The organism is Burkholderia sp. BCC1208 (assembly GCF_902833095.1).
Lineage (GTDB): Bacteria > Pseudomonadota > Gammaproteobacteria > Burkholderiales > Burkholderiaceae > Burkholderia.
Window position 1 is genome coordinate 90,661 of record NZ_CADFDY010000008.1, and the last position, 20,460, is coordinate 111,120.

Consider the following 20,460-nt stretch of genomic DNA (forward strand, 5'->3'; position numbering starts at 1 on the left):
TTAGACCGACCCGCCGGCGCGCGCCGCCGGTGGTCCCGACCGACCCGACCGAGAATCATGCTTCAACAAGAAACCACCATCGTCAATAAATTGGGGCTCCATGCGCGCGCATCGGCCAAGCTTACGCAACTGGCCGGCAACTTCCAGTCGGAAGTCTGGATGACACGCAACGGGCGCAAGATCAATGCGAAGAGCATCATGGGCGTGATGATGCTGGCGGCCGGCATCGGCAGCACCGTGACGATCGAGACCGAAGGGCCCGACGAGCGGGAAGCGATGGACGCACTGCTGAAGCTGATCGCCGACAAGTTCGGCGAAGGCCAGTGAGCGCTGCGCGGAATCATTGCCGTTTCCAGTCAGAATGCCGCGGATGTCGCGGCATTTTTTTCGTCGGAAGCATTGATGCGGAAAGCGCAATGCTGCGCTGCATGCAGTCAGTAGGGAGTCGCGGAATTTATAATCGCTAACCGGGGTCATAAGCGCATCGCAGCAGTGTGCCGCGGCTTTACTTGTCCAGAGGAGGTGCGCGTGTCCTTCACGCTGCAAGGCATTCCCGTCTCACGAGGTATCGCGATCGGGCGAGCGTATCTGATCGCGCCGGCGGCGCTCGACGTCGCCCATTACCTGATCGAGACCAACCAGACCGACGCCGAGGTCGAGCGATTCCGCACGGCGCTCGACGTCGTGCGTCGCGAGCTCGAAGCGCTGCGCGCCGACCTGAGCGTCGACACGCCGAGCGAAGTCGGCGCATTCATCGACGTCCACACGATGATCCTGAGCGACGAGATGCTCGTGCAGGAAACCATCGACCTGATCCGCACGCGCCGCTACAACGTCGAATGGGCGCTGACCGAGCAGCTCGAACTGCTCACGCGCCATTTCGACGACATCGAGGACGAATACCTGCGCGAGCGCAAGGCCGACATCGAGCAGGTGGTCGAGCGCGTGCTGAAGGCGCTCGCCGGTGCGCCGTCCGCGTCGCAAGCGCTCGGCCGCGCGGCCAGGAACGGCACGAGCGAGATGATCGTCGTCGCGCACGACATCGCGCCGGCCGACATGATGCAGTTCAAGACGCAGTCGTTCCAGGCGTTCGTCACCGATCTCGGCGGGCGCACGTCGCACACGGCGATCGTCGCGCGCAGCCTCGGCATTCCGGCCGCGGTCGGCGTGCAGCATGCGAGCGCGCTGATTCGCCAGGACGACCTGATCATCGTCGACGGCGACCAGGGCATCGTGATCGTCGATCCGGCGCCGATCGTCCTCGAGGAGTATTCGTACCGCCAGTCCGAGAAGCTGCTGGAGCAACGCAAGCTGCAGCGCCTGAAGTTCTCGCCGACGCAAACGCTGTGCGGCACGAAGATCGACCTGTACGCGAACATCGAGCTGCCCGACGACGCGAAGGCGGCCGTCGAGGCCGGCGCGGTCGGCGTCGGCCTGTTCCGCTCCGAGTTCCTGTTCATGCATCAGAAGGAGATGCCCGAAGAGGAGGAGCAGTTCGCCGCGTACAAGCGCGCCGTCGAGTGGATGAAGGGCATGCCGGTGACGATCCGCACGATCGACGTCGGCGCGGACAAGCCGCTCGAGGCGCTCGACGAAGGCTACGAAACGGCGCCGAACCCGGCGCTCGGCCTGCGCGCGATCCGCTGGAGCCTGTCCGAGCCGCAGATGTTCCTCACGCAGTTGCGCGCGATCCTGCGCGCGTCCGCGTTCGGCCAGGTGAAGATCCTGATCCCGATGCTCGCGCACGCGCAGGAGATCGACCAGACGCTCGACCTGATCCGCGAGGCGAAGCGCCAGCTCGACGACGCGGGGCTCGCATACGATCCGAACGTGCGCCTCGGCGCGATGATCGAGATTCCGGCCGCGGCGATCGCGCTGCCGCTGTTCCTGAAGCGCTTCGATTTCTTGTCGATCGGCACGAACGACCTGATCCAGTACACGCTCGCGATCGATCGCGCCGACAACGCGGTCGCGCACCTGTACGACCCGCTGCATCCGGCCGTGCTGCATCTGATCGCGTACACGCTGCGCGAAGCGAAGCGCGCGGGCGTGTCGGTGTCGGTGTGCGGGGAGATGGCGGGCGACCCGGCGCTCACGCGCCTGTTGCTCGGAATGGGGCTCACCGAGTTCTCGATGCACCCGAGCCAGTTGCTCGTCGTCAAGCAGGAAATCCTGCGCGCGCATTTGAAGGCGCTCGAAAAGCCGACGGCCGACGTGCTGGCCGCGTTCGAGCCGGAAGAGGTGCAGGCGGCGCTGCAGCGGCTGTCGGTCGCCGAGCCGCGGGCGGATGCGGCCGCTTAGGCGGTTTCGGCGCCGCTAATTATAGCGAAGCGTCACGCATGCGCGGCCCCGCGCATGCCCGTCGCGCGTCAGTGCCGGCCCCCGCACACGGGGCAGTCGGCCTGGCGCGCGATTTTCATCGTCGTCCATTCCATCCGCAGCGAATCGAGCATCATCAGCCGCCCGTTCAGCGTCTTGCCGATGCCGCCGATCACGCGCAGCGCCTCGGCCGCCTGCATCGCGCCGATGATCCCGACGGTCGGCGCGAACACGCCCATCGTCGCGCACGCGACTTCCTCGAACGGCTGGTCTTCCGGAAACACGCACGCATAGCAGGGCGCGGCCGCGTCGCGGAAGTCGAACGTGCTGATCTGGCCATCGAAGCGCAGCGCGGCGCCCGACACGAGCGGCACGCCGTGCGCGACGCACGCGCGGTTGATCGCGTGCCGCGTCGCGAAGTTGTCGGTGCAGTCGAGCACGACGCTTGCGTGCGGCACGTGCGTGTCGAGCCACGCATCGTCGACGCGCGCCGCGACCGCGTTCACCGTCACCTCGGGGTTCAGTTGCGCGAGCGCGTCGCGCCCCGATTCGACCTTGCTGCGGCCGACCGATGCCGTCACATGCAGGATCTGCCGCTGCAGGTTCGTGAGGTCGACCGTATCGGCGTCGACGAGCGTGAGCGTGCCGACCCCCGATGCCGCGAGATACATCGCGGCCGGCGAGCCGAGGCCGCCCGCGCCGACGACGATCGCATGCGCGTCGAGAAAGCGCTGCTGCGCCTCGATGCCGATCTCGTCGACGAGGATGTGGCGGGAGTAGCGAAGGAGTTGATCGTCGTTCATGGGCAATCGTGAGCGAGGCGGACGTTCGTTATTTTAGGCGCGCATGAAAAACGGGCCATCGCGGTCTTCCCGCGATGGCCCGTTGGATGCCGGCCGGCGCTTACTTCGGCGCGGATGCCGGCTTCGGTGCGGAAGCCGGCTTCGCGGCGCTTGCGCCCGATGCCTTCGCAGCCGCGGCGGCCTTGCCGGCCGGGCTCTTCGTCACGCTCTCGGCGATCAGCGACTTCGATTCCTGGACCGGCTTGCCTTCGAGCTTGTTGAGCGCCTGCTGCATCATGAAGTCGTCGGCGCTGCCGAACTCGATCGGCTTGCGATCGCGATCCTTCTGGCGTTGCTCCGGCGTCTTCTTGTCGTTCTGCTCTTCGAGGACGCGCAGCTGATCCATCCGGCGCTGATCGCGCTCTTCCTGTTCCTTCTTCTCGTTCGGATCCTGCGTGTTCGCGAGGTGGTTCGAATAGTCGACCTCACGCGTCACGAGCACGTCGTCGGGATCGCCGTCCGCGTACTGATCGACCGGGATGTCGGGCGTGATGCCCTTGTTCTGGATCGAACGGCCGCTCGGCGTGTAGTAGTACGCGGTGGTCAGGCGCAGCGCGGTGTCGGCCGTCATCGGGCGGACCGTCTGCACCGAACCCTTGCCGAACGTCGTCTTGCCCATGATCTGCGCGCGCTTCGAATCCTGCAGCGCACCGGCGACGATTTCCGACGCGGACGCCGAATACGCGTTCGTCAGCACGATCATCGGCACGGTCTTGAAGATCGGCGGCAGATTCTTCAGCGGATCGCCGTCGAAGGACGGCAGGCGATAGTTGTCGTACGTATCGCGGTAGACCTGCTTCGAATCGGGAATCTGGCCGTTGGTGGACACGACGACGGAGTCGGGCGGCAGGAACGCGCCGGCCACGCCGACCGCGCTCTGCAACAGGCCGCCGCCGTTGTTGCGCAGGTCGACGATCAGGCCCTTCAGGTTCGGCTGCTGGCGCGCGATGTCCTGCAGCTTCTGCGCGAGATCCGGCGTCGTGCGCTCCTGGAAGCTCGTGATGCGGATGTACGCGTAGCCCGGGTCGAGCATCTTCAGCTTCACGCTCTGGACCTTGATGATCGCGCGCGTGACCGTGACCGGGAACGTGCGGTCGTCGCTCTTGCGGAAGATCGTCAGCGTGACCTTGGTACCCGGCTCGCCGCGCATCTGCTTCACGGCCTTGTCGAGCGTCATGCCGCGCACCGGCTTGTCGTTGATGCGCGTGATCAGGTCGCCCGGACGGATGCCGGCGCGGAACGCGGGGGTGTCCTCGATCGGCGAGATCACCTTGACGAGGCCGTCTTCCTGCGAGATCTCGATGCCGAGGCCCGCGAAGCGGCCCTTCGTCTGCTCCTGCAGCTCGTCATAGTCGGTCTTGTCGAGGAACGACGAGTGCGGATCGAGGCTCGACACCATGCCCTTGATCGCGGCCGTCAGCAGCTTCTTGTCGTCGACCGGTTCAACGTACTCGCGCTTGATCTGCCCGAATACTTCCGCGAACAGGCGGAGCTGGTCGAGGGGAAGCGGCGCCGTGGCGGTCTGCTCGGCCGATGCGGAAACCTGCAGCGTGGCGAACACGCCCGTGGCGAGGCCCGCGGCAATCAGGCCGATGTTCTTCAAATTCATTCGCATAGAGAGTCTGGTGCGGTCGGGAAGCGCGTGGCGGTAGCGGGGATGTAGCGGACAAGTATAACTGTTCGTCCGATAACTCAGTGGAACGGCGCGAAAAGCGTCGAAAAGGCCGCAAAGGGCCCGGCGGGCCGCCGCCGGGCGCGCTGCGGGGTTCGAAAGCGCATTCGACCGCGGCAGGGCCGCGAAGGTTCGCGCGGCGTGCGGACCGGCGTCGACGGCGAGGCCGGGGCCCTGCACGCCGCGCCGGAACGCGGCCTGCCCGCCGCGCCGGGCGTCAGCCCGCCTTGCCCTGCTTCGCGACGGCGGCCTGCGCCTGCGCGATCGCTTCCTGGTCGCCGAGGTAATAGTGCTTGATCGGCTTCAGGTTCTCGTCGAGTTCGTAGACAAGCGGCACGCCGTTCGGGATGTTCAGGCCGACGATGTCGCTGTCCGAGATGCCGTCGAGGTACTTGATCAGCGCGCGCAGCGAGTTGCCGTGCGCGGCGATCAGCACCTGCTTGCCGGCGCGCACCGCCGGCGCGATCGACTCGTTCCACAACGGCAGCACGCGCGCGACCGTGTCCTTCAGGCACTCGGTGAGCGGCAGCTGCTCGCGCGGCACCTTCGCATAGCGCGGGTCGTTGAATGGCGCGCGCTCGTCGGTCGGCTCGAGCGCGGGCGGCGGCGTGTCGTAGCTGCGGCGCCACACGAGCACCTGCTCGTCGCCGAACTTCGCGGCCGTTTCCGCCTTGTTCAGGCCCGACAGCGCGCCGTAGTGGCGCTCGTTCAGGCGCCACGAGTGGACGACCGGCAGGTACATCAGGTCCATCTTGTCCTGCACGTGCCACAGCGTGCGGATCGCACGCTTGAGCACCGACGTGTACGCGATGTCGAACGTGTAGCCGGCCTCCCTGAGCAATTCGCCGGCCTGGTAGGCCTCGTTGCGACCCTGTTCGGTCAGGTCGACGTCGACCCAGCCGGTGAAGCGGTTTTCCTTGTTCCACGTCGATTCGCCGTGGCGGATGAGAACGAGTTTGTACATGGATCTTGCGGTCGGTAGTGAAGGGAAGCGGGGCGCGTCGCGCGGCACCCTGACCGGGCCCGCCATCGCGCAAGGCGGTTATTTTATAATGGCAGGATTGTCCTCATCCGATTTCTCTTCTTCCGGCGGAATTCCGTGACGTTCTTTACCAATTACACCAACCTGGCCCTTATCGCGATCCTGGTGGTTTCCGGCGGCCTGCTCGCATGGCCCGCACTCCGCCGCGGCCGCGGCGGCCTGTCTGCCGCGGAGGCCACGCAACTCATCAACCGTCGCAACGCGGTCGTGATCGACGTGCGCGCCGCCTCCGATTTCGCCGCCGGCCACCTGCCGTCGGCGCGTCAGGTCGCGGCGGGCGAGATCGGCGCGAAAATTGCGCAGGTCGCGAAGAACAAGAGCACCCCGGTGCTGCTCGTCTGCCAGAACGGCCAGCAGTCGCAGAAGGCGGCGCGCGAGGTCGAGGCGGCGGGTTACGCCGAGGTGCACGTGCTCGAAGGCGGCGTGGCCGCCTGGCAGCAGGCCGGGATGCCGGTCGTCAAACAAGGAGTGGCGAAGTGAACAAGGTTTTGATGTACAGCACACAGGTGTGTCCGTATTGCATGCAGGCCGAGCGCCTGCTGAAGCTGCGCGGTGTCGAGCAGATCGAGAAGGTGCTGATCGACCGCGATCCGGCCCGCCGCGAGGAAATGATGACGCGCACGGGGCGCCGCACGGTGCCGCAGATCTATATCGGCGACACGCACGTGGGCGGCTACGACGATCTGTCGAAGCTCGACCGCGAAGGCGGCCTCGTGCCGCTTCTGCAAGCGGCCTGATTAGGGCAGAATGGCCGCCGGCCGCGCCGCGGCTTGGGCGCGCAGGATTCATCCGTGGCGGCCGGCGAACAGCCGGGCCGCCCCGTCACCACTTTTAGGGAAACACCATGTCCGACGTCGAAAACCAACCGTTCTTCAACATCCAGCGCGTCTACCTGAAGGATATGTCGCTCGAGCAGCCGAATTCGCCGGCGATCTTCCTCGAGCAGGACATGCCGTCGGTTGAAGTCGAAGTCGACGTCAAGGCTGACCGCCTCGCGGAAAGCGTGTTCGAAGTCGTCGTGTCGGGTACCGTCACCGCGAAGGTGAAGGACAAGGTCGCGTTCCTGATCGAAGCGAAGCAGGCCGGCATTTTCGACATTCGCAACATTCCGGACGAACAACTCGACCCGCTCGTCGGCATCGCATGCCCGACGATCCTGTTCCCGTACCTGCGCTCGAACATCGCCGACGCGATCACGCGCGCCGGCTTCCCGCCGATCCACCTGGCGGAAATCAACTTCCAGGCGCTGTACGAGCAGCGTCTCGCGCAGCTTCAGCAGCAGGCCGGCGGCGCAGCAGCGCCGAACGGCGCGCCGAATGGCACGACGCTGAACTGACGCTTCGCTCGGACCGGTGCTGGGTATGAAAGTAGCCGTTCTCGGCGCCGGTGCCTGGGGCACCGCGCTCGCGGGCCATCTGGCCGCGCGGCACGATACGCTTCTGTGGGCGCGCGATGCCGCGCTCATCGCCGGGCTGCAGGCCCGGCACGAAAATTCCCGCTATCTGGACGGCATCGCGCTGCCTGACGCGCTGCGCTACGACGCCGATCTCGGCGCCGCGCTCGCGCATGGCGCCGCGGACGACGCGCTGTGCGTGATCGCCGCGCCGGTGGCCGGGCTGCGCACGCTGTGTCGCGCGATGCGCGACGCAGGCTGCGTGCCGGCGCACATCGTCTGGGTCTGCAAGGGCTTCGACGCCGACACGCATCTGCTGCCGCATCAGGTGATCGCGGCCGAGCTGCCCGAACAACGGAGCAACGGCGTGCTGTCGGGCCCGAGTTTCGCGCGCGAGGTCGGGCAGTCGCTGCCCGTCGCGTTGACGGTGGCGAGCACGTCGGCCGAATGCCGCGAGCGCACGCTCGCCGCGTTCCATCACGGCGCGATGCGGATCTATACGGGCGACGACGTGGTCGGCGTCGAGGTCGGCGGCGCGGTGAAGAACGTGCTGGCGATCGCGACCGGCATTTCCGACGGTCTCGGCCTCGGGCTGAACGCGCGCGCCGCGCTGATCACGCGCGGCCTCGCCGAAATGTCGCGGCTCGGCGTGGCGCTCGGCGGCCGCGCGGAAACCTTCACGGGCCTCACGGGCCTCGGCGACCTGATCCTCACCGCGACGGGCGACCTGTCGCGCAACCGCACGGTCGGCCTGCAACTGGCGGCCGGCTGCACGCTGAACGACATCCTCGGCGCGCTCGGCCACGTGGCCGAAGGCGTGCGCTGCGCGCAGGCCGTGCTGGCGCTCGCACGCGCGCAGTCGATCGAAATGCCGATCACGGAAGCCGTGTGCGGCGTGCTGTTCGACGGCATCGCGCCGCGCGACGCGGTCAGCGGCCTGCTGCGCCGCGACGCGCGCGCGGAGTAGCACGGGCGGGCATCGCCCGGCACGGTCGCGCCGGGCGCGCGGCGCCAAAGCGAGCTACGCTTGAAGCGTCTCCGGCGTTCCGCGAGGTCGTCATGCTGCAGATCCATTCCACCACGCTCGATGCGCAGGTCGTCGACATCACGACGCTCGACGTCGATGCGATCGTCAACGCCGCGAACGGCTCGCTGCTCGGCGGGGGCGGCGTCGACGGCGCGATTCATCGCGCGGCCGGCCCCGGGCTGCTCGCCGAGTGCCGCACGCTCGGCGGCTGCGACACCGGCGACGCGAAGCTCACGCGCGGCCACCGGTTGCCGGCGCGCTACGTGATTCATGCGGTCGGCCCCGTGTGGTACGGCGGCGCGCGCGGCGAGGCCGAGCTGCTTGCGTCGTGCTACCGGCGCGCGATCGAGCTGGCCGAAGAAGTCGCCGCGACGTCGATCGCGTTTCCGGCGATCAGTTGCGGGATCTACCGTTATCCGGCTGAAGCCGCCGTCGACATCGCGGTCGGTACCGTCGCCGAGATGCTCGCGCAGGCGCCGAACCTTGCCCGCGTCGTGTTCGCTTGCTTTTCCCCCGACATCTACGACCTGTACCGCGCGCGGCTCGCGCGAACCTGACGCGTTCGGCGCCGCGGGTCGTATCCGGCGAGCGCGTCAGGCGCCACCTTCGAAGCCGGCCTGACGCCACGCCTCGAACACCACCACCGCGACCGTGTTCGACAGGTTCAGGCTGCGGTTGTCCGGCCGCATCGGCAGGCGCACGCGCTGTTCGTTCGGAAAACGTTCGAGCAGCTCGGCGGGCAGGCCGCGCGTTTCGGAGCCGAACACGAACCAGTCGCCGGGCAGGAACGCACGATCGTGGAAGCGGCCCGAGCCGCGCGTCGTGAACGCGAACATCCGCGCGGGGTCGGGCGCTTCGGCGGCGACGAACGCGTCCCAGTCGCGGTGCACGCGCATCTGCGCATACTCGTGATAGTCGAGGCCGGCGCGGCGCATCCGCGCGTCGTCGAGCGGGAAGCCGAGCGGCTCGATCAGGTGCAGGCGCGCACCGGTGTTCGCGCACAGACGGATCACGTTGCCGGTGTTCGGCGGAATTTCGGGGGCGACGAGAACGACGTTGAACATGTTTCGGTTTGGCTGGGGCGGCCGGAGCGGCGCAAAGGCGCGCGTGCATCCGGCCGGCCGGTTCGTGACGGCCGCACGCCGGCGGCCGGCCTCTCTATCTAATTAATCCCTGGCGGTGCGCAGCGCAACCAGATTCGTCACGCGCGCGGCGCCCGCCGCCTTCAGCGCCTGCGCGGCCGCCGCGAGCGTCGCGCCGGACGTCATCACGTCGTCGACGAGCGCGACGTGGCGCCCGGCGACGCCGCCTGCCACCGCGAAAGCCGCCATCACGTTGTCGCGTCGTGCGTGCCGGTCGAGCCGCGACTGCGGCGCGGTATCGGCGACGCGCGCGAGCAACGCTGCCTCCGCTTGCACGCCGAGCCGGCGCGCGAGCGGACGCGCGATCGCCCACGCCTGGTTGTAGCCGCGAGCGACGAGCCGCCGGTGCGACAGCGGCACCGGCGCGACGAGGTCGAAGTCGCGCGCGCCACGCGTATCGTCGACTAGCCGTGCGAGCCGGGCCGCGAATTCGCCGCCGAGCGCGAGCCGTGCATGAAACTTCAGGCCGCGCGCGAGCCCGTCGAGCGGCGCGCGGTAATCGGCGAGCGCGAGCGTCGCATCGAATGGCGGCGGCGCGGTGCGGCACGCGTCGCACCGGTACGCGGCCGCGCGGCCGGCGCCGATGCGACCGCCGCCGGGCGATCGCGCCTGCCCGACGCCGAGCGGCAACGCGCAGACGTCGCAGCGCAGCCGCGCTTCATTCCAGTACGCGGCATCGCAGGCGCCGCAAATCACGACATGTGACAAATTGCCGCATAGCGCGCACCGATTCGGCAACGCGATCGCGGCAACGCGCGCGACCCGTATTCTGACCTGCGACAAAACGACGCGCATCGTGCGCTCGGCGGAACCACGGACCATCGCAACACTCCTGGCACGCCGCCTCGATGAAGCTTGCGAGGCGAGCGAGTATACTTCGGGCTCTTCGCCAGTGTGCCCGACATGTCCCCAGCTTCGACTTCAACCGGCCGTCCGGCCAATGACACCCGGCGCCTGCGGCGGATCTTCGACCGCCGTGCCGCCACGTTCGACGCGGTTGCGTTCCTGCCGCGCGAGATCGCGCAGCGGATGAACGAGCGTCTCGAATACATCAAGGTGAGCCCCGCGGCCGTGCTGGATGCGGGCTGCGGCCCGGGCGACGATCTCCCGGCGCTGCGCGCGCGCTTTCCGGAAGCGCCGGTGTTCGGCGTGGACCTGTCCGGCGCGATGCTCGCGCGGGCCGGTCAGCGCGAAGTCGAGCAGACCACCTGGCGCCGCTGGCTGCCGGCATCGCTCGGCCGGGCGCTGGGCCAGCGCGGCCCGCGCGTCGCGCAGGCCGACTTCGCCGCGCTGCCGTTTCCCGGCGGCGCGTTCGACCTGATCTGGTCGAATCTCGCACTCCACTGGCATTCGCGTCCCGACGCCGTGCTGCCCGAATGGCAGCGCGTGCTGCGCGTGAACGGGCTGCTGATGTTCAGCACGCTCGGCCCCGACACGCTGCGCGAGCTGCGCGCGGCCTGCGCGGATGCCGAAGCGGCGCTCGGCATTGCGCCGCCCACCGCGCGCGTGATCGATTTCGTCGATATGCACGACCTCGGCGACATGCTCGTCGAGAGCGGCTTCGAGATTCCCGTGATGGACCAGGAAGTGCTGACCGTCACCTACAAATCCGCTGATTCCCTGCTGGCCGACGTGCGCCGCTGGGGCGCCTACCCGTTCGAGCGCATGGCGCCCCAGCACGCGACGCGGCGCTTTCGCGCGGCGCTCGGCGACGCGCTGGACGCGCGCCGGCGCGAGGACGGCACGATCCCGCTGACCTTCGAGGTGATCTACGGCCACGCGTGGAAGGCCGTGCCGCGCACGACCGCGGAAGGGCACGGGATCGTGCGCATCGAGGATATCGGCAAGGGGCGTCCGAAGAATCGGTAAAGCGGTAAAGAGGGGTTTTGTTATGTCCGAAATTAGCGGCGCAAAGCGGGGTCGAATTAGCGCCCAAAACGGCCGGAAAGCTTGTCGCGCTTGGCTTGGCGGGCGATAGGCGCTTGCTTGTGGATGCCATTGAACCCGCCTATAATGCGTCAGCTTGTCGTCCCGGGGTCCCCGCAATACGGGGCGACGAGTCCGATGCAGGCATGCATCGCATGCCATTCGCGTGAGGCGGCGATGGGAGCAGCGAGGGTTTTGGCGGAGACGGCGGACAGCGAACCGGTCCTCGAAGACTGGCTCATGAAACGCAACTGTTCGGTGTCGCCACGCCAGTTCGTGCTGTTTTACGCGTCGCTCGCGGGCTTCTCGCTGGCGATCGCGGCGTTGCTGATGTGGAGAGGGGTCTGGCTCGTCATGCCCTTCACCGGCATCGAGTTGCTGGCGGTGGGTGTCGCATTTGCGATCTATGCTCGCCATGCGGTCGATTACGAGCGCATCAGGCTGTTTCCGCACCGGCTCGTGATCGAGCGGATGGATGCGGAGCGGCTCACGCAGATCGAATTCAACCCGCGCTGGGTGCGGGTCGAGCCGGGTGCGACGCCACGCGATCCGATTCGGCTGGTATCGCGCGGGCAGACCGTCGTAATCGGGCAGCATCTCGCGCAGTACAAGCGTGCGCAGTTCGCCGACGAACTGCGCGTGTCGCTCAGGCGCTGCGGCTGACGAGGCGCAGTCATCGGCCGGAACAGGCCGGCGGCTTGCGACGGGGGAGGGTTTGAATGGAAATTTTGGGTAAGGATGCTATGAAAACAATCAAGCGAGCCCTCGCGGGCGTGCTGGCATGCAGCGGATTGCTCTTTGCCGGTGCGGCCCTGGCGGTCGGTGATAGCCCGGGCGGCCCCCGTGTCAACGAGATCAACTTTCAGCCGCCGGTCACGAAAATCGCCGAGGAGCTCTACGATCTCCACACGATGATGCTGATCCTGTGTACGGTGATCTTCGTCGGCGTGTTCGGCGTGATGTTCTATTCGATCTTCGCGCACCGCAAATCCAAGGGCCACAAGGCCGCCAATTTCCATGAAAGCACGACCGTCGAGATCATCTGGACGATCGTGCCGTTCGTCATCGTCGTGCTGATGGCGCTGCCGGCGACGAAGGCCGTCGTCGCGATGAAGGACACGACGAACGCCGATCTCACGATCAAGGTCACCGGCTACCAGTGGAAGTGGGGCTACGACTACGTGAAGGGCCCGGGCGAGGGCATCGGTTTCCTGTCGACGCTGACCACCCCGCGCGACGAAGTGATGGGCAAGAAGCCGATCACCGACACCTATCTGCAGGAAGTCGACAATCCGCTCGTCGTGCCGGTCAACAAGAAGATCCGCATCATCACGACCGCGAACGACGTCGTCCACTCGTGGTACGTGCCCGCGTTCGGCGTGAAGCAGGATGCGATCCCCGGCTTCGTGCGCGACACGTGGTTCAAGGCCGACAAGGTCGGAACGTTCCGCGGGTTCTGTACCGAGCTGTGCGGCAAGGAACACGCGTACATGCCGGTCGTCGTCGAAGTCCTGTCGGACGACGACTACGCGAAGTGGGTCACGGCGCAGAAGGCGAAGCTCGCCAGCGCAGCGGTCGATCCGAACAAGGTCTACACGATGGCCGAACTCGTCGCGCACGGCGAGGAAGTCTACAAGGCGAATTGCGCGGCCTGCCACCAGGTGAACGGCAAGGGCCTCGGCGCGTTCCCGGCGATGGACGGCAGCCCGATCGCGAACGGCCCGATCGCGGCTCACGTCGAGCGCGTGCTGCACGGCAAGGGCGCGATGCCGTCGTGGGCGTCGCTGTCGGACCTCGACATCGCCTCGGTCGTCACGTACGAACGCAACTCGTGGGGCAACCACAAGAACGACCTGCTGCAGCCGAAGCAAGTGGCTGACGCGCGCAACGGCAAGATGCCGGAAGACGCGGCGGGCGCGGCAACGGCCGCGGCGCCGGCGGAAGCGGCTTCGGCACCGGCGCAAGCCGCGTCGGGTGCCGAGCAGTCGGCGGCGGCATCGGCGGCGGCATCGGCCGCGCTGTCGACGATCTACTTCGAGACGGGCAAGAGCGTGCTGCCGGCCGACGCGAAGGCGGCGATCGCCGCCGCGGCCGACTATGCGAAGGCGCATCCGGACGCGAAGCTCGCGCTGTCGGGTTTCACCGACAAGTCGGGCTCGGCCGACGCGAACGCCGAACTGGCGAAGCATCGGGCTCAGGCCGTGCGCGATGCGCTGAAGACAGCAGGCGTGGCGGAAGACCACATTATTCTCAAAAAGCCGGAAACGATCACGGGCGGGGCTGACGCGAAGGAAGCCCGGCGTGTCGAGATCGGCCCGGCGGCTTGACGTGTCGCTGAGTTAGTCGACGTATTCGCATTAGGAGATTCTCATGTCTAGCATCGGGCACGACGTAGCCGCGGACCACGCGCACGACGACCACGCGCACGGAGCCCCGCACGGCTGGCGTCGCTGGCTGTTCGCCACCAACCACAAGGACATCGGTACGCTGTACCTGCTGTTCTCGTTCATCATGTTCCTGTCGGGCGGCGTGATGGCGCTCGGCATCCGTGCCGAGCTGTTCGAGCCGGGCCTGCAGATCATGCGTCCGGAGTTCTTCAACGAACTCACGACGATGCATGGCCTGATCATGGTGTTCGGCGCGATCATGCCGGCCTTCGTCGGCTTCGCGAACTGGATGATTCCGCTGCAGATCGGCGCATCCGACATGGCGTTCGCGCGGATGAACAACTTCAGCTTCTGGCTGCTGCCGGTCGCGGCCGTGCTGCTGGTCGGTTCGTTCTTCGCGCCGGGCGGCGCGACGGCGGCCGGCTGGACGCTGTACGCACCGCTGTCGACGCAGATGGGCCCGGGCATGGACTTCGCGATCTTCGCGGTCCACATCATGGGCGCGTCGTCGATCATGGGCGGGATCAACATCGTCGTGACGATCCTGAACATGCGCGCGCCGGGCATGACGCTGATGAAGATGCCGATGTTCGCGTGGACGTGGCTGATCACCGCCTACCTGCTGATCGCCGTGATGCCGGTCCTGGCAGGCGCGATCACGATGGTGCTGTTCGACCGCCACTTCGGCACGTCGTTCTTCAACGCGGCAGGCGGCGGCGACCCGGTGATGTACCAGCACATCTTCTGGTTCTTCGGCCACCCCGAGGTGTACATCATGATTCTGCCGGCGTTCGGGATCGTGTCGCAGGTGATCCCGGCGTTCGCGCGCAAGACGCTGTTCGGTTATAGCTCGATGGTGTACGCGACGGCATCGATCGCGATCCTGTCGTTCATGGTCTGGGCGCACCACATGTTCGCCACGGGCATGCCGGTCACCGGCCAGCTGTTCTTCATGTACGCGACGATGCTGATCGCGGTGCCGACGGGCGTGAAGGTGTTCAACTGGCTCGCGACGATGTGGCGCGGCTCGATGACGTTCGAAACGCCGATGCTGTTCGCGATCGGCTTCTTGTTCGTGTTCACGTTCGGCGGCCTGACGGGCCTGATGCTCGCGATGGCGCCGCTCGACATCCAGTATCACGGCACCTACTTCGTGGTCGCGCACTTCCACTACGTGCTGGTGGCCGGCTCGTTGTTCGCGCTGTTCTCGGGCTGGTACTACTGGGCGCCGAAGTGGACGGGCTGGATGTACAACGAGACGCGCGGCAAGATCCACTTCTGGGCGTCGATGATCTTCTTCAACCTGACGTTCTTCCCGATGCACTTCGTCGGTCTCGCGGGCATGCCGCGCCGCTATGCGGACTACCCGGCGCAGTTCACGGACTTCAACCAGGTGGCGACGATCGGCGCATTCGGCTTCGGCCTCGCGCAGGTGTACTTCCTGTTCGCGGTCGCGCTGCCGGCCTACCGCGGCGGCGGCGAGCTGGAAAAGGCGTCGGACAAGCCGTGGGATGGCGCGACGGGCCTCGAGTGGACGGTGCCGAGCCCGGCTCCCTTCCACACGTTCGAGCAACCGCCGCACGTCGAGTAAGTTTCACCCGGCGTTCCGCCGCTGCCTGCCCCGCAGGCAGGCGCGGCGGGCGCCGAATCGATGGATCAGCGAAGTTTCAGCGAAGTTGCAGATGACCCGGAATCCACAAGAAAGACGAACGCCCGAGCAGATCCGCGCGGGCAACAAGCGGCTCGGCCTCACCCTGCTCGTCATCGCCGCCGTTTTTTTTGTGGGTGTCGTGATCAAGCAGTGGTGGCTGTCCACCCACTGATGCAGTAATTGACGCAGTAGCGAGGAAGTCGTCGTATGTCGAAGCCGGAAGAGGGCGCCGTGGATCGTGCGTTCAATCGTTCGATGCTGGTGAAGCTCTTCGTCGTGGCCGGGCTGATGTTCGGTTTCGGCTTCGCGCTGATCCCGATGTATCGGGCGATCTGCCAGATCACCGGCATCAACAACCTGGTGCAGCGCGATGTCAGCGAGCGCGAGGTGAAGAATTCGCAGGTCGACTATGGCCGCACGGTGTCGGTCGAGTTCGATGCGAATGCACGCGGGCCGCTCGGGTTCAGGCCGGAGCACAACAGTCTCGACGTGCATCCGGGCGAACTGACGACGATCGTGTACGACGTGACGAACGGGCAGGGCCGGCCGGTCGTGGCGCAGGCGATTCCGAGCTATGCGCCGAAGCAGGCGACGGAGTTCTTCAAGAAGATCGAGTGCTTTTGCTTCACGCAGCAGACGCTGACCGCGAACGAATCGCGCAAGATGCCGGTGGTGTTCGTGATCGACCCGAAATTGCCGAAGGACGTGAAGACGATCACGCTGTCGTACACGTTCTTCGAACTGAATACGCCGGCCACGCCGGCACCGGCGCAGCGCAGTACGGCGGCGGCGCAGGGTGCGGCAAAGCCGGACGCATGACGATGGAGGCGGGGCGATGACGGAGGTCAAGCGGAGTGGAACGTTCGGTCAGGCACTGAGAGCGGTGCTGTGGTCGTTCTTCGGAGTGCGCAAGCGGCGCGACCTGGAGGCCGACGCGACGCAGCTCAATCCGTTGCACGTGCTGATCGTCGCGTTGATCGCGGCCGGCGTGTTCATCGGTGTGCTGATCCTGATCGTGCGTGCCGTCGTGGGCTGAGGCGCGCGGCTAGCGGCCCGCGGCCACGAAAGAATGCAGTGCGCGGCGCCACGGCGCGGCGTGCGGGAAAGCGCGGCGGCGGTCTCGCCGCGCAAGAAATAAAGCCGGAGCGGTTTCCGGTACACAAATTGGACTGAAGTGGAGAATCAAGCATGAGCGGTCAAAACCAGACCCCGTACTATTTCGTGCCGCATCCGTCGCAGCATCCGATCAGCGCGGCCATCGGCCTGCTGGTCATGCTCGGGTCGGTAGCGCTGTGGATCAACGGTCACGACTGGGCGCCGTTTACGGCGCTGCTCGGCCTGCTGTGGTTGCTCTTCACGCTGTATCACTGGTTCGGCGACGCAATCGCCGAATCGGAGGGCGGTCATTACGGCAAGAACGTCGACAAGTCGTACCGCTGGAGCATGAGCTGGTTCATCTTCTCGGAAGTCATGTTCTTCGGCGCGTTCTTCGGCGCGCTGTTCTATGCGCGCGAAATCGCGCTGCACCAGCTCGGCAGCCTCGACTACAAGCTGATCTGGCCGGACTTCTCCGCCGTGTGGCCGAACGAAGGCCCCGCCGCGCTCGCCGGTCACTTCAAGACGATGGGCCCGTGGCCGATCCCGACGCTGAACACCGCGTTCCTGCTGTCGTCGGGCGTGACGCTGACGATCTCGCACCACGCGCTGCGCGACGATCATCGCAAGAAGGCGATTGCCTGGCTGGCCGCGACGCTCGTGTTCGGGATCTGCTTCCTGTTCCTGCAGGGCTTCGAGTACTACCACGCGTACAACGAACTGAACCTGACGCTGAACTCGGGCGTGTACGGTTCGACGTTCTTCCTGCTGACCGGCTTCCACGGCTTCCACGTGTTCCTCGGCGGCACGATGCTCGCGGTGGTGCTGGTGCGGATGATTCGTGGTCACTTCAAGCCCGATCATCACTTCGCCTTCGAAGGCGCCGCGTGGTACTGGCACTTCGTCGACGTCGTCTGGCTCGGCCTGTACGTCGTCGTCTACTGGCTGTAAATGGAAAAACGGCCCGCGCAGCGATGCGCGGGTCGTTTTCATTGGTGGGTGGGCGCGGCGGCGAAGCCGCGGGCGCCACCACCCCGGCGCCGCCGCGACTCAGTCAGGCGGCGCTTTTGCTTGGTGGCGCGGCCGTGCGGCGAAATGTCACAGCGGTGACAGCCGCCGGCACGGCAACGCCATCAACGTCCGATCGGCAGGCCGGTCGAATGGATCCAGCCCATCCAGTTCGCGAACAGGATGAACAGGAACAGCGACACCGACAGCCCGACGCGGGTGGCGAGCGACCAGACCATGCGCTTCGTATGGCCGCGGTCGTGCATCATGAAGTAGAGCGCCGAGCCCATGCTGGCGATGATGAGGACGAAGGCGATGGGAACGAGTATGTGCATGACACCAACCGGACGACGGCAATTCGAAAGGGAGAGGATAATTATCGCACTTCGCTTTCGCGCATGTGCCGGGCGGGGCGCACGATGAAGATTCGCTGGCTGCCCGCGCTGCTGATTCTCGTCGTCGTCGCCGTCACGATCCGTCTCGGTTTCTGGCAACGCGACCGCGCGCACCAGAAGGAAGCGCTGCAGGCGAGCATCGCGCGCTACGAGCAGGCGGCGCCGATCGATATCGGCGCGCAGCCGGTTCCGCTCGCGTCGATCGAGTTTCATCGCGTGCGGGCAAAAGGCCGTTTCATGCCCGAGCAAGCGGTGTTCCTCGACAATCGGCCGTATAACGACCAGCCGGGTTTTTACGTCGTGATGCCGTTTAAACTCACGGGCGGCGGCGTCGTGCTCGTGAACCGCGGCTGGCTGCCGCGCAACGTCGCCGATCGCACAGCGATCGAGCCGTTCGCGACGCCGGCGGGCGACGTCGAGATCGTCGGCATCGCGCGCGCCGATGCGTCGCGCGCGTTCGAGCTCGGCGAAGGCGGGTCGGCCGCGCACCAGAAGATCCGGCAGAACCTCGACGTCGCCGCGTATGCGAAGGAAACCGGGCTGCCGTTGCAGCCGTTCGTGATCCAGCAGACGAGCGACGACGGCGACAAGCTCGTGCGCGACTGGCCGGCGGCGACGACCGGCGTCGAGCGCAATTACGGTTATATGTTTCAGTGGTGGGCGATGGCGGCGGCCGCGCTCGGCTTCGGCCTGTACGCCGCGCGGCGTGCGGCGAAGAAGTCGGCCGGCGCGTGAGCGTCATGCCAGGACGCGGCGCCGGCGCCGCGGGTTCGTTTCGAGAGGTCTGATTTGTCCATGCAATCTTCCCGTCAAGGTCCGGCCGCTGCGCCGGTGTCGCCCGCGGCCCGCAAGCGCGGCCGCTGGATGCTCGTGCTGCTGGGTCTCGTGTGCGCCGCACCGATGATCGCGTCGTACTTCACCTATTACGTGATCAAGCCGAAGGGCGGATCGACGAACTACGGCACGCTGATCGAGCCGCAGCGCCCGATCCCGGCGGATCTGCAGGTCACCGACGAAACCGGCAAGACGGTGCCGCTGTCGTCGCTGCGCGGTGTCTGGCTGTTCGTGATGACCGACCGCAGCGCGTGCGACGACGCCTGCGCGCAGAAGCTCTATTTCATGCGCCAGATCCGCGTCACGCAGGCGGGCGAGCGGCACCGGATCACGATGGTGTGGCTGCGCAGCGATGCGGGCGCGACGCCGCAAAAGGTGCTGGACGCGTATCCGGACACGCGCCGGCTCGTCGCCGATCCGGCCGCGGTGGCCGCGTGGCTGCCGGCCGATGCCGGCACGAAGGACAGCGACCACATCTACATGGTCGATCCGAACGGCAACCTGATGATGCGTTTCCCGAAAGACCCGAATCCCAGCAAGATCAAGTCGGACGTGACGAAGCTGCTGAAGTGGTCGAGCATCGGTTAAGGCGAGAGAACGAGGCACCATTCCGATGTCGTATCTACTGCAACTCGGCCTGATCGGCTTGTGCATCGCGCTGCTGCCGCTGTCGTACGTGTGGGTGAAGGCCGACGACGACAAGTTCCGCAAGCTCGTGTGGATCACCACGTTCCTGACCCTCGACCTCGTGATGTTCGGCGGGTTCACGCGGCTGACCGATTCCGGGCTCGGCTGCCCCGACTGGCCCGGCTGCTACGGCACGTCGTCGCCGTTCATCGCGCACGCGGCGATCACGGCCGCGCACCAGGCGATGCCGACCGGGCCGGTCAGCATGACGAAGGCGTGGATCGAGATGATCCACCGCTATTTCGCGATGGCGATCGGCGTGCTGATCATCGCGCAGGTGGTGATCGCGTGGGCCGCGCGGCTGCGCCGCCGCCCGCTGCACGTGTCGCCGTGGTGGCCGACGAGCCTGCTGCTGCTGATTCTCGTGCAGGGCGCGTTCGGCGCATGGACGGTCACGATGAAGCTGCAGCCGGTGATCGTCACGATCCACCTGCTGCTCGGCCTCACGCTGCTCGGCACGCTGGGCTGGCTCGCGGCGCGGCAGACCCCGCTGCCGTCGCATGACCCGGAGGCCGGGCGTTACCGTGCGGCCGCGCTCGCGGCGCTCGTGCTGCTGGTCGTGCAGATCGCGCTCGGCGGCTGGGTGAGCACCAACTACGCGGTGCTCGCGTGCACCGACTTCCCGACCTGCAACGGCCAGTGGATTCCGCCGATGGATTTCCAGCACGGCTTCCACCTGTGGCGCGCGCTCGGGATGACGAAGGACGGCGACGCGATCACGCAGGACGCGCTGGTCGCGATCCACTGGACGCACCGCACGTTCGCGTTCGTCGTGGTCGCGTATCTGGTCGCGTTCGCGCTGAAGATGCGCCGCTTCGAATCGCTGCGGCGGCCCGCGAACGGCGTGCTGCTGGTCGTCCTGCTGCAGTTCGTGACGGGCCTGACCAACATCGTGCTGCAGTGGCCGCTGCCGGTGGCGGTCGCGCACAACGGCGGGGCCGCGATCCTGCTGCTGCTCGTCGTCATGTTAAACTTTCGCATCCTTTCAAGTCGCCCCGGCCGTGTCGCGCTGCCTGCGCGCGACGCCGCCCCGGCGTGAC

The 20,460-nt window shown here is 66.8% G+C and carries 24 protein-coding genes; 18 read left to right on the top strand and 6 right to left on the bottom strand.

The annotated features are described in order from the left end of the window. Positions 1-57: 57 nt before the first annotated feature. Together HWX09_RS19770 and ptsP are read left to right on the top strand one after the other, a co-directional pair. Positions 58-327, top strand: coding sequence for an HPr family phosphocarrier protein (locus HWX09_RS19770; protein WP_006477716.1), 270 nt, complete (start codon positions 58-60; stop codon positions 325-327). Between the two features lie 201 nt (positions 328-528). Next, complete coding sequence (gene ptsP, locus HWX09_RS19775; protein ID WP_027785520.1) at positions 529-2,301, top strand: phosphoenolpyruvate--protein phosphotransferase; 1,773 nt, start codon at positions 529-531, stop codon at positions 2,299-2,301. Positions 2,302-2,369: 68 nt separating this feature from the next. On the opposite strand, the gene moeB is transcribed toward ptsP, so the two are convergent. From moeB to gpmA, 3 genes are all read right to left on the bottom strand, one after another. Next, positions 2,370-3,122, bottom strand: coding sequence for a molybdopterin-synthase adenylyltransferase MoeB (moeB, locus tag HWX09_RS19780; protein WP_027785519.1), 753 nt, complete (start codon positions 3,120-3,122; stop codon positions 2,370-2,372). Positions 3,123-3,222: 100 nt separating this feature from the next. Then, positions 3,223-4,776, bottom strand: a complete 1,554-nt coding sequence (locus HWX09_RS19785; protein WP_027785518.1) for a S41 family peptidase — start codon at positions 4,774-4,776, stop codon at positions 3,223-3,225. Positions 4,777-5,050: 274 nt separating this feature from the next. Next, positions 5,051-5,797, bottom strand: a complete 747-nt coding sequence (gene gpmA, locus HWX09_RS19790; protein ID WP_027785517.1) for a 2,3-diphosphoglycerate-dependent phosphoglycerate mutase — start codon at positions 5,795-5,797, stop codon at positions 5,051-5,053. Between the two features lie 135 nt (positions 5,798-5,932). On the opposite strand from gpmA, the gene HWX09_RS19795 reads away from it, so the two are divergent. The 5 genes from HWX09_RS19795 to HWX09_RS19815 all read left to right on the top strand — a co-directional run bounded on the left by HWX09_RS19795 (position 5,933) and on the right by HWX09_RS19815 (position 8,852). Continuing rightward, the gene (locus tag HWX09_RS19795; RefSeq protein ID WP_027785516.1) at positions 5,933-6,355 is read left to right on the top strand and encodes a rhodanese-like domain-containing protein; all 423 of its coding nucleotides are present in this window, start codon (positions 5,933-5,935) and stop codon (positions 6,353-6,355) included. Beyond that, a complete protein-coding gene (gene grxC / locus HWX09_RS19800; RefSeq protein WP_006477722.1) occupies positions 6,352-6,612 on the top strand; it encodes a glutaredoxin 3 in 261 nt (86 codons plus the stop codon). The genes HWX09_RS19795 and grxC overlap by 4 nt, the downstream gene beginning before the upstream one ends. Before the next feature lie 107 nt (positions 6,613-6,719). Next, the gene (secB, locus tag HWX09_RS19805; protein WP_027785515.1) at positions 6,720-7,211 is read left to right on the top strand and encodes a protein-export chaperone SecB; all 492 of its coding nucleotides are present in this window, start codon (positions 6,720-6,722) and stop codon (positions 7,209-7,211) included. Between the two features lie 25 nt (positions 7,212-7,236). Continuing rightward, entirely contained in the window at positions 7,237-8,235 is a 999-nt protein-coding gene (locus HWX09_RS19810) for an NAD(P)H-dependent glycerol-3-phosphate dehydrogenase (protein ID WP_027785514.1), read from the top strand. 92 nt (positions 8,236-8,327) lie between these two features. Next, positions 8,328-8,852, top strand: coding sequence for an O-acetyl-ADP-ribose deacetylase (locus HWX09_RS19815; protein ID WP_027785513.1), 525 nt, complete (start codon positions 8,328-8,330; stop codon positions 8,850-8,852). Between the two features lie 36 nt (positions 8,853-8,888). Here the strand turns inward: HWX09_RS19815 and trmL are convergent, their stop codons facing one another. Continuing rightward, complete coding sequence (gene trmL / locus HWX09_RS19820) at positions 8,889-9,359, bottom strand: tRNA (uridine(34)/cytosine(34)/5-carboxymethylaminomethyluridine(34)-2'-O)-methyltransferase TrmL (RefSeq protein WP_027785512.1); 471 nt, start codon at positions 9,357-9,359, stop codon at positions 8,889-8,891. A 102-nt stretch (positions 9,360-9,461) separates the two neighbouring features. Continuing rightward, entirely contained in the window at positions 9,462-10,259 is a 798-nt protein-coding gene (locus HWX09_RS19825) for a phosphoribosyltransferase family protein (protein ID WP_027785511.1), read from the bottom strand. A gap of 81 nt (positions 10,260-10,340) precedes the next feature. On the opposite strand from HWX09_RS19825, the gene HWX09_RS19830 reads away from it, so the two are divergent. From HWX09_RS19830 to HWX09_RS19865, 8 genes are all read left to right on the top strand, one after another. Beyond that, entirely contained in the window at positions 10,341-11,306 is a 966-nt protein-coding gene (locus tag HWX09_RS19830) for a methyltransferase domain-containing protein (RefSeq protein WP_027785510.1), read from the top strand. A 195-nt stretch (positions 11,307-11,501) separates the two neighbouring features. Further along, positions 11,502-12,026: a DUF2244 domain-containing protein gene (locus HWX09_RS19835; RefSeq protein WP_051421408.1), complete on the top strand. Its 525-nt coding sequence runs from the start codon at positions 11,502-11,504 to the stop codon at positions 12,024-12,026. 56 nt (positions 12,027-12,082) lie between these two features. Beyond that, complete coding sequence (coxB, locus tag HWX09_RS19840; protein ID WP_027785508.1) at positions 12,083-13,690, top strand: cytochrome c oxidase subunit II; 1,608 nt, start codon at positions 12,083-12,085, stop codon at positions 13,688-13,690. Between the two features lie 43 nt (positions 13,691-13,733). Continuing rightward, positions 13,734-15,341 (top strand): cytochrome c oxidase subunit I, encoded by a 1,608-nt coding sequence (ctaD, locus tag HWX09_RS19845; RefSeq protein ID WP_027785507.1) that lies wholly within the window; start codon positions 13,734-13,736, stop codon positions 15,339-15,341. Positions 15,342-15,432: 91 nt separating this feature from the next. Beyond that, positions 15,433-15,573 (top strand): cytochrome oxidase small assembly protein, encoded by a 141-nt coding sequence (locus tag HWX09_RS19850; protein WP_006486385.1) that lies wholly within the window; start codon positions 15,433-15,435, stop codon positions 15,571-15,573. Between the two features lie 35 nt (positions 15,574-15,608). Further along, a complete protein-coding gene (locus tag HWX09_RS19855; protein ID WP_027785506.1) occupies positions 15,609-16,220 on the top strand; it encodes a cytochrome c oxidase assembly protein in 612 nt (203 codons plus the stop codon). Between the two features lie 16 nt (positions 16,221-16,236). Beyond that, positions 16,237-16,437: a DUF2970 domain-containing protein gene (locus tag HWX09_RS19860; protein ID WP_027785505.1), complete on the top strand. Its 201-nt coding sequence runs from the start codon at positions 16,237-16,239 to the stop codon at positions 16,435-16,437. Between the two features lie 152 nt (positions 16,438-16,589). Then, positions 16,590-17,447, top strand: a complete 858-nt coding sequence (locus HWX09_RS19865) for a cytochrome c oxidase subunit 3 (protein WP_027785504.1) — start codon at positions 16,590-16,592, stop codon at positions 17,445-17,447. A 182-nt stretch (positions 17,448-17,629) separates the two neighbouring features. Here HWX09_RS19865 and HWX09_RS19870 read toward each other — a convergent pair whose 3' ends face one another. After that, the gene (locus HWX09_RS19870; RefSeq protein WP_006752055.1) at positions 17,630-17,839 is read right to left on the bottom strand and encodes a twin transmembrane helix small protein; all 210 of its coding nucleotides are present in this window, start codon (positions 17,837-17,839) and stop codon (positions 17,630-17,632) included. 84 nt (positions 17,840-17,923) lie between these two features. Here HWX09_RS19870 and HWX09_RS19875 point away from each other — a divergent pair, with 84 nt between their 5' ends. Genes HWX09_RS19875 through HWX09_RS19885 form a run of 3 tightly spaced genes read left to right on the top strand, consistent with a single transcriptional unit; the run spans position 17,924 to position 20,459 of the window. After that, positions 17,924-18,634 (top strand): SURF1 family protein, encoded by a 711-nt coding sequence (locus HWX09_RS19875; protein WP_034185444.1) that lies wholly within the window; start codon positions 17,924-17,926, stop codon positions 18,632-18,634. Positions 18,635-18,694: 60 nt separating this feature from the next. Next, positions 18,695-19,321 carry a cytochrome c oxidase subunit I gene (locus HWX09_RS19880; protein WP_027785502.1) on the top strand — a complete coding sequence of 209 codons (627 nt, stop codon included), beginning with the start codon at positions 18,695-18,697 and terminating at the stop codon, positions 19,319-19,321. Between the two features lie 25 nt (positions 19,322-19,346). After that, positions 19,347-20,459: a COX15/CtaA family protein gene (locus tag HWX09_RS19885; protein ID WP_027785501.1), complete on the top strand. Its 1,113-nt coding sequence runs from the start codon at positions 19,347-19,349 to the stop codon at positions 20,457-20,459. The last annotated feature ends 1 nt before the right edge of the window (position 20,460 follow it).